The sequence below is a fragment of the Terasakiella brassicae genome (assembly GCF_014641495.1).
Classification (GTDB): domain Bacteria; phylum Pseudomonadota; class Alphaproteobacteria; order Rhodospirillales; family Terasakiellaceae; genus Terasakiella; species Terasakiella brassicae.
In genome coordinates this window covers 25803-37508 of record NZ_BMHV01000011.1, presented here as the reverse complement: position 1 = coordinate 37508, position 11706 = coordinate 25803, and the positions used below count along the sequence as shown (strand labels likewise).

The window sequence follows — 11706 nt, the reverse complement described above, 5'->3', positions numbered from 1 at the left end:
GAACCCTATGAAACGAACATTGACAAGTTTTTGCTTTTCCTTAGCTGTCGGGTTGTCGCTTCTGGCAACACCAGCAAACGCCCAGCTCCGTTCCCAAGGGAAAGTCCTGACCGATCAACCAACGCAAGAACCTGATTTATTTCTTGCTGATCCCTTGGTCGATTATGCAGAAGAAATGCGCAAATTCGTTCAGGGTATCGCCAAATATGGGCGCCAATTCAAACGCGACTTCCTTGTTATTGTGAACGATGGCACAGGGCTTTTGACACAAGTCATTGATATAGACCAGCAAATCAGCGCGCCCAGTTCCGTTTTTATGAAATCTCTGGACGGTCTTATCCAACCTTCCCTGTCCTATGGTAAAGAAGGTTTCGGTGTGCCGACCGATAAAAAAGAACAGGAAGAAATGCTCGCGGACCTCAAAGTCGCCCGCGATGCAGGCCTTAGAATTTTCACGCTTGATTATGCCTCCAAACCCGTGGATATCGACAAAGCTTTACGTTTTTCTATGAAACATAACTTTGTGCCTTATGTCGCACCGGGTATGGGGTTTAACAATAACAAGCTACCGAATTGGCCGAAACGTCCGTTGCATGAAAACGCCCATACCATCAGCAATGCCGGTCTGGTGAAAAACTATCTTCTTGTAAACGATTCCTCTCGCATTGGCAGTGCAGAGGAATACGCCATGAAAATTCATAACACCAATTACGACATGGTGGTCACTAACGTCTTTCATCATCGCGCACAGGTCTTTGGTCCCCATAACGTACGCACGATGCAGTATAAAAAACTCGGGGCGCGCCGTCCTGTCCTTGCCCAGATGGATATTGGAACAGCTTACGCCGGGGCCTATTACTGGAAGCCGGACTGGAAAATGGGCAACCCGCCCTGGCTACTGGATCTTGCCCCCAACAGTTCGGACCGTTATCTGGTGAAATACTGGCACCCTAGCTGGCAACAAATCATCTATGGCAACAACATGTCCTTTATGTATGGCATTATAAAAGAAGGCTATGATGGCGTGGTCCTTAATGGTGTCAATGTCTATGAGCTGTTCGCCAACCCTGAATAATTTACATAAACGCCCCTCCCCTACGCAGTTATGGGGATTGCCAAACTGTTTACTCCCCCTACAATCATAAAAAATATGGGAGAGTGCAATGCTGGAAAAAAAATCAAACTACAACGAAGTTTGCGCCGTTTTTAAATGGGATATACCGTCTCATTTCAATATGGGTGTCGCCGTTTGTGACCGTCATGCGGAACGTGATTCTGGCGCAACGGCCTTGATCGTGGATCAGGGCGAGGAAGGCGTGACGCGATATAGCTTTGGTGACGTTCGTTCTTTTTCCAACCGGATTGCCAACCTGTTTCAAGACAAAGGCATGCAAGCCGGTGATCGTGTCGCTATTTTGCTGACCCAGTCTATTGAAACGGCCTCAACCCACGTTGCCGCATGGAAAAGCGGTTTAATCTCCATTCCGCTCTTCACCCTGTTTCGCGAAGAAGCTCTTGAATTCCGCCTTGCCAACAGCAAAACACGCGCCCTTGTCACAGATCGTGAAAATTATAAAAAAATTGCACCTTTACGTGACAAGATTCCGGCGCTGGAATTTATCTTTATTGTCGATGGATCAGTGGAAGGTTGTGAAGATTTTCAACATCAAGTCCAACAGTGCAGCGATCAATTCAGTGCGTTGAATACACGAGCAGAAGACCCGGCACTCATCATCTATACATCAGGGACGACCGGCAATCCCAAAGGCGCGCTTCATGCCCATCGCACCCTGTTAGGACACGTTCCCGGTGTCGGCATGCCGCAGGAATTCCCCCCTCAATCCGGTGATTTATTCTGGACACCGGCTGACTGGGCCTGGATCGGTGGCTTGATGAATATTCTTATGGGCGCATGGTATTTGGGCATCCCCGTTCTGGCCCATCGTGCAAAGAAATTTGATCCGGTCGATGCCTTGAAATTGATGGAGAAACATAAAGTCCGTAATATCTTTATGCCGCCAACAGCGCTTAAGCTTATGCGGCAGGTCGATAACATCGCAGAAAATTTCGATTTACATTTACGCACCGTAACCGTTGCCGGTGAACCGATGGGCGAAGAACTTCTGGCATGGGGGCAGCGGGCGTTTGGTCTGACATTAAACGAATATTACGGACAAACTGAATGCAATCTCGTTGTTGCCAATTGTTCTGCCCTTATGCAAACAAAACCCGGTTCAATGGGCCGCCCGGTCCCCGGCCATGATGTACGTATTATTGATGCTGACGGGAACGAGGTTGAACGCGGTCAGATCGGTGATATCGCTGTGCGCGCAGGTGATCCGGTCATGATGCTGCACTATTGGGACAACCCGCAAGCCACCGAGAAAAAATACCGTAACGGTTGGCTGATTATGGGGGATCTCGGTTATATGGATGAAGATGGCTATATCTTCTTTGTCGGACGAGATGATGATCTCATTACATCGGCAGGCTATCGGATCGGCCCCTCTGAAATTGAAGACTGCCTGACAAAACATCAAAGTGTTGCCTTGGCGGCTGTTATCGGTGTCCCCGACCCAATCCGCACCGAAGCTGTCAAAGCCTTCATCGTCCTGAAAGACGGTTTTCAAGCCACAGATACACTGGAAGAAGAATTAAGGGTATTTGTGAAGGACAAACTGTCCCCGCACGAATACCCCCGCCATATTGAATTTTGCGACCAGCTTCCCCTAACAGCAACAGGGAAAATTCGTCGTAAAGATTTACGAGACGCAGAAATCGCCAAGCAACGCTAACTTGTTGCTTGGTGCATCTTAATATCTGCGTGTACCGATTTCACACGACTCGATCACAAAGCCCTGTTCGGGTGGATAACGGTCATTGATCATTGTCAGTGCTTCGGCTTTGTTTTGAGCCACAACGTTCTGATAGTGAACATCGGCCCATTCATCGCCATAGTCCAGATGCGTGTTGTTTTCTTTAACGCATGCACGAACTTCTTTGTTGTAAATACCAACTTCAAACGTTTTTTGATTTCCGGTCGCAACGGCAAACATGATGCTGCCTCCCTATTCATGTTCATAACGAGAATAATGGTAGGACCAGTTTGTTAAGATTTACTTTATCAAGCCGGACTAATTCCTTTTATGATAAAGCCACGGTCTTTGGGATATTTCGTCAAAATCTTACGACGTGCATCGGCTTCATCGCGTGCGCTGATCTCAATATAATGAACATCTGCCCATTCATCACTGTAACTGGCCCGTTCGCCATTTTCGACCGCACGTTTCACCAGCTCGTTATAAATTGCGACTTCGTAGAGCGCCATAATTACCTTCCTCAAGATGTTTTTTATTCACGAGAATCTATACTATTTTTTTTGCGTTCCTTACTGTGATTAATATCACAAGTTAATAATTTCCATAAGCTCGCTCAACCTTTGCCATTCGTTTTCCTCACCGGGAAGACCGATGCGCAAATACTGTGGGCGTTCAGGAAAGGGGCGCACGAGAACACCATTTTTGGCCAAAACCTCATAAACCTCTGTTGCATTTTCGTGAAAACAATATCTGAAAAGAGATGTTCCCCCGACAACCTGCAAACCACCTTTGCTTAAAATATCGTCCAAGCGAAATGCACAGCGGGCCAATGTCTCGCGTGTATGTTTAATCCAGTGAATATCGCGAAAAGCATGTCTGGCAATTTCCATCGCCGGGCCATTCACCGCCCAAGGGCCAATTCCTTCTTTCAGACGTTCTGCCAACGCACCACTGGCTAATACAAAACCCAACCGAATACCCGCCAGACCAAAAAATTTACCGAACGAACGCAAAACAACCAACCCCGGTTGTCCAACATGACCAGATAAATCCAGTGTCGGTGTGCAATCACTAAAGGCCGCATCCACAATTAACAGGCCCCCCTTTTGATGCAAGGCTTGCGCCATCTCCAACAATGTGTCGGGGGCATGTACATCCCCTGTTGGATTGTTAGGGTTTACCACAATCACGATTTCTCCATCGTTCATGGCTTCAAACACATCTTCAACTTCACGAACATCATGTCCGGCCAAGCGCCAGCAGAATTCATGTTCTTTATATGTCGGCCCGACAATGCGAACAGCTTTGGGCTTTTCAAATAAATGCGGGAAAATTTGCAATAAGGTCTGCGTACCGGAAACAGGAATAACTTTTGCAGGATCATCCACCCCGTAATATTGCGCCGCTGCGACCTTTAAATCATCCAACACTTCCTGATCCGGCAAACGTGTCCACAACCCTTTTTCAATATCGGGAATCGGATAGGGCATAGGGTTAATTCCGGTCGATAAATCCAGCCATCCCTGTGACGGCACCCCAAAAGCCTGTGCTGCACCTGCTAAATTGCCCCCATGAAAGACTGCCACGCGCCTACTCCTTGGTAATTTTATTATTTATAAAACCGTTTCGACGCAATGGTTAGCACGCTGTCGTCTTGCACTCAAGCACGTCGATTCGAGAAAAAGCAATAAAGTTTCAAGTGTAATTTTTTAACGTAAGAAAGCTACCTTGTTTTAGCGTAAAGCAGAAAGATTCGAAACGATTGCTGCATTGCCAAAAATTACCTATAAAAACAATGATTTAAGCCACATTTACTCTTGAATTCACAACCGGATTACACACATAAAAGGAAACGAGATGAAAAGAATTTTTTAACAGGAGAAAATCATGTCTGTCTTTACGGCCCCCGATTTCGATGGGCACGAAAATGTTGTGTTTGGTTGCGATGAATTAACCGGCTTGAAATGCATTATTGCAATCCACAACACCAATCTGGGTCCTGCACTTGGCGGCTCCCGATTCTGGAATTATGAAAACGAACAAGCCGCCCTGACAGACGTGTTACGTCTCTCCAAGGGAATGACCTACAAAGCCGCCGTTGCCGGTCTGGAACTGGGCGGCGGTAAATCTGTGATTATTGGCGATGCTAAAAAAATCAAAACGCCGGATTTGATGCGTGCGTTTGGCCGTGTTATTGAAAGCCTGAACGGTAAATACATCACCGCCGAAGATGTCGGCACCACCGTACAGGACATGGATTATATTCGCGAAAGCACAGCCCATGTCCGTGGTAAATCCAGCGGCAGCGGCAATCCCTCCCCCTTGACTGCGCTGGGGACTTTTTTAGGTGTCAAGGCCGCCGTGCAACATACGCACAAAACAGATGACCTCAAAGACATGCGCGTTGCCGTACAAGGCGTTGGCAATGTCGGATACTATCTGTGCAAATACCTGCACGAAGCGGGCGCTAAACTAGTCGCTTGCGATATCAATCAGGATAGCCTCAACCGTGTTGTTGCAGAATTTGGCGCAGAGGTTGTCGCGCTGGATGATATCTATGGGCAAGACGTGGATGTTTATGCACCATGTGCCTTGGGTTCCACCATTAACGACACCACCATTGCACAACTGAAGACCAAAATTGTCGCAGGGGCAGCCAACAATCAATTGGCAGAAGCCCGTCATGGCGAAATCCTGATGGAAAAAGGGATTCTCTACGCCCCCGATTACGTCATCAACGCAGGCGGTCTCATCAACGTTGCCCATGAAACCGACGATTATGATTTGGAAGTCGTAAAAGCAAAGACACACAAGATCTACGACACGCTTTTAGAAATCTTCCAACGTTCTGAAGCACGCAATCTGCCGACCTCGGTCATTGCCGATCATATGGCAGAAGAAATATTTAAAGGCCATGTCAGCGCCGCCGCAGAATAGAATTACACATATAAAACAATAAGATATATAAAATTTAAGCAGCTTTCTACATATTGAGAGCTGCTTTTTTACTTGCAAGTCGTTCTCACTTGCGATATCAACCGTTCAGAAATGAAAATCATTCGCATATTCAACCTTCTGACTTATGGACTGAAAATGAAGAAAATATCACTGAGCAAAACCGCACTTTCACTTGTGGCTGGTATCGTTGGCTTGACCTCTTTCAACATGAACGCAAATGCGGCCGAAGAAGTAAATATCTATTCTTACCGCAAAGAGGTTTTGATCCGTCCTTTGCTGGATCGCTTTACTGAAAACACAGGGATCAAAGTTAACTTGGTCAACGGTAAAGCAGACGTTCTTCTGGAGCGCCTGAAAAGCGAAGGCATGAACAGCCCTGCCGATATTCTGATTACTGCCGATGTTGGTCGTTTGATCCGTGCAGAAGATGCAGGTGTTCTTCAATCCGTTGAATCTGATACCTTGTCCAAATTGATCCCGGCACAATATCGTGACCCGAAAGGTCAATGGTTTGGTCTTTCTTTGCGCTCACGTGTTATCTTCACCGCAAAAGACCGTGTCAAGCCGGGCGAAATCAGCACATACGAAGATTTAGCCGACCCCAAATGGGCCAACCGTATCTGCATTCGTTCCTCCGGCAATATCTATAATCAATCCTTGCTCGGTTCATTGATCGAACATAACGGCAAAGAAAACGCCGCGACATGGACCAAGGCTGTTGTCGATAATCTGGCCCGCAAACCTCAAGGCGGGGATCGTGACCAAATCAAGGCTGTTGCGGCGGGCGAATGCGATGTCGCCGTTGGGAACACCTACTATTTTGGCCGCATGCAAGCCGGCAAAGATGCAGGTGAAAAAGCCGCAGCAGACAAAGTAGAACTTGTCTGGCCAAACCAAGAGGGACGGGGCGCTCATGTAAACATCTCTGGTGCCGGTGTGACAAAATCTGCAAAAAACAAAGAAAATGCGGTTAAATTGATCGAGTTCCTCGCGTCTGACGAAGCTCAGGCCATCTATGCAAAAGATGTCTTCGAATATCCGTTACGTGATGGAATCGAACTTTCACCAACCGTTGCGGCTTGGGGTAAATTTAAGGCCGACGATATTGAACTGGCAAAATTTGCAGCCCATCAGAAAGAAGCTGTCAAAATGTTTGATCAGGCCGGTTGGCGTTAAGCGCAATCCGTCTCCTAATACCTATATATTAACACCCTCCTAACCCTGTGTTTCGAGGGTGTTTTTTATTTCCATTCCAACTTACCCTGCAATACACCACAATCCCTGCGTTTATTAACGAAACATAAGAAAACAATAAATCACTTTGAATTAATACAATTTTATGCCAAAGTACTTCAAAAGGATAAGAAGGGGCGCAATAGAAATGGTAACTGAGAATAGAAAAAACAGAAGGCAGCGGATAGATTTTTTGGCATCCGTGCGCATTCAGGACCGCGAATATGAAATTCGGGTCAAAGACATTTCAGTCAAAGGAATGAAGCTGCAAACCCGATATAAGGGATTGTACTTGCCGATTGGTCAAAAAGTTACAATTCACATCCCCTTTATCGCGGATGTCGAGGCCATTGTAAGCTGGCATGATGAAGAAACGCATGGTCTGATTTTCACCAGTTGCCCACCTGTTATGCGCCAATTTGTTGAAAGCATCCTCCCCGTTGGGGATCATATTGAAAAAACGTTCAAGACTGAATCACATTCATTACAAAAGACGTCCGAAAACGAATTACATTTTTATCGTGATTGAATAATCGTTCACAAACCTGACGATATTCATCCATATCCGCAAGCTTCAGGATCAGAAGGCAATCGCTTTCCCCTGTAATGCCGTAAGCTTGCGTCACGGAAATTTCCTGCCTTAATCGTTCGTGTAAAACGGCCTGTGCCTGTGCGCCATGTCGATCCAAATCAACCTCAACCACCGCGATCAGATTACGCCCTAAAACTTTATCATCAATTATCGCCACCGTTTTCTTAATCACGCCTGTGCGTTTAAGCCTTTGAACCCGGCGCAAACAACTGCTGGGCGACAGGTTCACTTGTTCAGCCAGTGCTGCATTTGTCACATCCGCATTCTTTTGCAAAATCGTGACGATATTTCGATCAATCTTGTCCATGCAATATTATTGCATAAAGCTGCAATATTTGACCACATATTGATTCAATTTTATTCTAAGGTCAGACCCACTTGTTGATCTAAGGATAAAATTATGAAAACACTGTTGGACTGGGTCAAAAAACCATTTTGTGACAGCCTCACCCTTTATTGGGAACTGCTAAAAGTCATGGTACCTATTATGGTACTGGTGCGCATTGCCGTTGAATTCGGCCTGATTGAGTATGTGAGCATCGTTTTCACCCCGTTTATGGACCTTGTCGGCTTGCCACCGGAAGCGGGGATCGTCTGGACAACAGCCATGCTGGTCAATATTTATGCCGGTATGGTTACTCTTGTCGCCCTGCTGCCCGAAGCCCCCATGAGCGTTGCCCAAATTACGGTCTTGGGAACCATGATCCTGATTGCACACAGCCTGCCGATCGAACAACGTATTGTCCAGAAATCCGGGCCCAGCCTGATTGCCACCACAGCACTGCGCATTGTCGGCGCCATGACATTGGGGGCCATTCTGAACGCGGTCTATACATCCTTTGACATGTTACAGGAAAATGGCGTGATTTCATGGTTACCGAGCACTCAAGCTGACGCCAGTTGGCAACAATGGGTCATGGATAGTGTTATCTCCCTGTTCTCCATCTTCTGGATCATCTTTGCCCTTGTCCTCTTATTAAAAATACTGGACCTATTGAAAATCACCGATCTGATTTCCAAGGCGCTTTCCCCTCTGCTCGGGCTAATGGGGATCAGTGCCAATGCCATTCCCGTAACGATGATCGGTGTCATGCTGGGGCTTGGATATGGGGGGGCGTTAATTCTGCGTGAAGCCAAGGAAGGCAAAATGTCTTCACAGGATATTTTCCTCTCCCTCAGCTTCATGTGCCTGTTTCACAGCGCGCTGGAAGATACGTTGCTCATTCTTGCCCTTGGCGCGGACCTGAGCGGTATTCTCTTTGCCCGCCTGTTATTTGCCTTCCTCGTTTTGCTTGTTTTGAGCAAATTAATCAAAAGCCTTCCCCAACCTGTATTTGAGAGATTTTTATTTTCAAAAAGCTAGGGTATGCATCCGTTCAGTGTTATGTTCCTGAAGTCAGGCGCATATACGAATAAAGGATCGGGTGTGAAAAAGTACGATTTTCAGGATATCGATATTCTGATTGCGGACCAGAACCAACTGGTCCGCAGCGGATTAAAAGGTATTTTGAATCAATCCGGTTTTCGCAAAATACATAATGCGGGCGACCTTGACCAAATGATTGAACACATTGTGGTCAAATGCCCGGATTTGCTTCTGTGCGATATCAGCCTGCCGGGTGGTGATGTCTGTGAAGCCGTGCGGGAATTGCGCCACAACCAATGTGGGAACAACCCTTTTTGCTCCATCATTCTGTTTATTGACGAACCCAACGAAAGCATCGTTCGGGCAGCCTCGCAAGCAGGGCTGGACGATCTGCAAATCAAACCTGTTGTCGCGCAAAAAGTCCTTGATCGCATTCACTATCTGGTTGGCAAACGCAAACCCTTTGTTGTAACCACCGACTACATCGGCCCGGACAGACGTTCCAGCAAACGCCCCGGCACACAAGAAATTCCAACAATGGATGTGCCCAACAGCATTGCCCTGAAAGCAGAAGGAAAGTTTGATCCCCGCAAATTCCAAAAGGATGTCGAAAGTTCATTCTGGAATATCAACGCGCAAAAAATCGAACGGCACGCTTTCCAAATCAGCTATCTGGTCAATCATATTGTCCCAGCCTATCAGGCCGGGCAATTCAACAAAGAAAGCCTCGGTATGGCCCAACGCCTTGTTGTTGTTGCCGAAGATATTGCCAAAAGACTGGAAGAAAGTGATTTCGACCATCTGTCCCACTTGGTCGCCACCTTGCAAAAAGTTGCCAAATCGTTGTGGGAAAGCGGCACCCTTCCCAAACGCAAGGATCTGGAACTTTTACCCGAACTTTCCGCCGCAATCTCAGCAACATTTCATGCGACGAACAACAGTACGGATTTTGCCAGCCAAATCGTCTCCTCTGTACAAAAGAATTACAAATAAACAATATCAATGGACCATAAATCTATCGACGCTTGCTTCTTTACAGGATAAGTATGCGCCATGAACACACAAACAGACCTCGAAATTTTCCTCGTCACGGTTCCGGGCCTTGAACCTGCGCTAAAATCAGAAGCCGTGGAAAAGGGATTCAAAAAACCGGTAAGTGCCAAAGGCGGCGTCACTGTCAAAGGAAGCTGGCTTGACGTTTGGCGCGCCAATCTGGATTTACGCGGTGCCAGCAAGGTTTTAGTACGCCTTGGTACATTTCGCGCCATGCATTTGGCACAACTGGACAAACGCGCCCGGCGCTTTCCCTGGCAAGAGACCTTGCGCAACGACATCCCGGTCCGCATCGAGGTGACCTGCAAAAAATCAAAAATTTATCATCAAGGCGCGGCCAAACAACGCATTGAAACCGCAATCACAGAAGAACTCGGCGCCCCGATTTCAGACGATGCAGATCTATGCATCAAAGTCCGTATCATCGAAGATTTATGCACAATCAGCCTTGATACCTCTGGTACCGGCCTGCATAAACGCGGGCACAAAGAAGCCGTCAATAAAGCTCCCATGCGCGAAACCCTCGCCGCCCTTTTATTGCGCCAATGCCAATTCACCGCCGATGAACCCGTCCTCGACCCCATGTGCGGGTCCGGTACATTTGTGATAGAGGCAGGTGAAATTGCCGCCAACCTCGCACCGGGTCGCAGCCGCAGTTTTGCCTTTGAACAACTTGCAAGTTTTGATGAAACACGTTGGGAAAAGTTAAAAGAAGCACGCGCACAAACGTCTCAAAAACCCAAATCTGATATTCGTTTTTACGGGTTCGACCGGGATGGCGGTGCGATCAAAATCAGTCGTGCCAATGCGGAGCGCTCAGGTATTGACGCGTTATGTCATTTTGAAAAACAGGCCATCAGTCATTTAACCGCCCCGGATGGACCAACCGGGCTGCTTATTGTCAATCCGCCTTACGGTGGGCGCATTGGGGAAACAAAAAAACTGTTCCCGCTTTATAGTGCCTTGGGAAAGACCTTAACAGATAAATTCAAAGGCTGGCGTGTCGCCATCATTACCAATAACGATGCCTTGGCGAAGGCAACAGACCTGCCGTTTAAAAAGAGTAAAACCTCATTCTCACATGGCGGCATTCGGGTGACCCTTTTTCAAACCGATCCCTTGACATAATCCGCTAAAGCAAGCCAAGTTCGCGTAATTCGGACTGCATATCTTCGGGTAATTGATCTCCCTCAGGACTGCGTTCATCAATATCGCGCGGGATATCTTTGTCTTCAAAGTACCGCCAGCCCTGAAAAGGCTTTTGCGCCTTCAACTGCGTTCGGATCAAGCCGGGCTTTAAAAAGATCAGGCAATACTTGCGCCCCTCATCGTCCATCCTCTCTTCAAACCCGGTGATTTCTTGGCGCACACGGAACTGTCCTTTAATCACCCAATATAATGATCCCCCATCTAAAAGTTCCTCTTTGCGTTTGGGAGTATTACGTGTGTCGGTGAAAACCATTGCGTAATCTCGCAATTTACGGGCCTGAATGCTTTCCAGTTCCTCTATATCTTCCACACCGGCGGCAAGCTTTCGAATATGAATAGTCATCGTTTGTCTCTTGTTTGAAGTCAGCCCTTTGTCGCATGTCTGAACCAAAAGGTCCAGCCCGAGAACCCAGGGACCATTAACACCTGACAAAATAGTTGCTTAGTCAATTATTCCTATGGCATGCTGAACGAAC

Annotated in this window: 13 protein-coding genes; 8 read left to right on the top strand and 5 right to left on the bottom strand. The window is 47.1% G+C overall.

The features are described from left to right. Positions 1–7 precede the first annotated feature (7 nt). Both IEW74_RS08990 and IEW74_RS08985 read left to right on the top strand, forming a co-directional pair. Positions 8–1075: a hypothetical protein gene (locus IEW74_RS08990; RefSeq protein ID WP_188663982.1), complete on the top strand. Its 1068-nt coding sequence runs from the start codon at positions 8–10 to the stop codon at positions 1073–1075. An 88-nt stretch (positions 1076–1163) separates the two neighbouring features. Further along, entirely contained in the window at positions 1164–2795 is a 1632-nt protein-coding gene (locus IEW74_RS08985; protein ID WP_188663981.1) for an acyl-CoA synthetase, read from the top strand. Between the two features lie 18 nt (positions 2796–2813). On the opposite strand, the gene IEW74_RS08980 is transcribed toward IEW74_RS08985, so the two are convergent. The 3 genes from IEW74_RS08980 to cobD form a co-directional block, all read right to left on the bottom strand. Beyond that, a complete protein-coding gene (locus IEW74_RS08980) occupies positions 2814–3056 on the bottom strand; it encodes a hypothetical protein (RefSeq protein ID WP_188663979.1) in 243 nt (80 codons plus the stop codon). 68 nt (positions 3057–3124) lie between these two features. Next, positions 3125–3328, bottom strand: coding sequence for a hypothetical protein (locus IEW74_RS08975; protein WP_188663977.1), 204 nt, complete (start codon positions 3326–3328; stop codon positions 3125–3127). A 75-nt stretch (positions 3329–3403) separates the two neighbouring features. Beyond that, positions 3404–4405: a threonine-phosphate decarboxylase CobD gene (cobD, locus tag IEW74_RS08970; protein ID WP_188663975.1), complete on the bottom strand. Its 1002-nt coding sequence runs from the start codon at positions 4403–4405 to the stop codon at positions 3404–3406. A 301-nt stretch (positions 4406–4706) separates the two neighbouring features. Here cobD and IEW74_RS08965 point away from each other — a divergent pair, with 301 nt between their 5' ends. The 3 genes from IEW74_RS08965 (at position 4707) to IEW74_RS17605 (ending at position 7539) form a co-directional block, all read left to right on the top strand. Then, positions 4707–5756: a Glu/Leu/Phe/Val family dehydrogenase gene (locus tag IEW74_RS08965; protein ID WP_188663973.1), complete on the top strand. Its 1050-nt coding sequence runs from the start codon at positions 4707–4709 to the stop codon at positions 5754–5756. Positions 5757–5912: 156 nt separating this feature from the next. Then, positions 5913–6953, top strand: coding sequence for a Fe(3+) ABC transporter substrate-binding protein (locus IEW74_RS08960; RefSeq protein WP_188663971.1), 1041 nt, complete (start codon positions 5913–5915; stop codon positions 6951–6953). Positions 6954–7116: 163 nt separating this feature from the next. Continuing rightward, positions 7117–7539 (top strand): PilZ domain-containing protein, encoded by a 423-nt coding sequence (locus IEW74_RS17605; protein WP_373283804.1) that lies wholly within the window; start codon positions 7117–7119, stop codon positions 7537–7539. On the opposite strand, the gene IEW74_RS08950 is transcribed toward IEW74_RS17605, so the two are convergent. Continuing rightward, a complete protein-coding gene (locus IEW74_RS08950) occupies positions 7475–7909 on the bottom strand; it encodes an Lrp/AsnC family transcriptional regulator (protein WP_188663967.1) in 435 nt (144 codons plus the stop codon). The two genes, IEW74_RS17605 and IEW74_RS08950, sit on opposite strands and share 65 nt — an antisense overlap. Before the next feature lie 93 nt (positions 7910–8002). Between IEW74_RS08950 and IEW74_RS08945 the strand changes: the two genes are divergently transcribed. From IEW74_RS08945 to IEW74_RS08935, 3 genes are all read left to right on the top strand, one after another. Next, positions 8003–8965, top strand: coding sequence for a nucleoside recognition protein (locus IEW74_RS08945; protein ID WP_188663965.1), 963 nt, complete (start codon positions 8003–8005; stop codon positions 8963–8965). A gap of 63 nt (positions 8966–9028) precedes the next feature. Next, positions 9029–9961, top strand: coding sequence for a response regulator (locus IEW74_RS08940; RefSeq protein WP_188663962.1), 933 nt, complete (start codon positions 9029–9031; stop codon positions 9959–9961). 60 nt (positions 9962–10021) lie between these two features. Further along, complete coding sequence (locus tag IEW74_RS08935; RefSeq protein ID WP_188663960.1) at positions 10022–11149, top strand: THUMP domain-containing class I SAM-dependent RNA methyltransferase; 1128 nt, start codon at positions 10022–10024, stop codon at positions 11147–11149. 4 nt (positions 11150–11153) lie between these two features. Here IEW74_RS08935 and IEW74_RS08930 read toward each other — a convergent pair whose 3' ends face one another. Further along, positions 11154–11573 (bottom strand): DUF1489 family protein, encoded by a 420-nt coding sequence (locus IEW74_RS08930; RefSeq protein WP_188663958.1) that lies wholly within the window; start codon positions 11571–11573, stop codon positions 11154–11156. Positions 11574–11706: the final 133 nt, after the last annotated feature.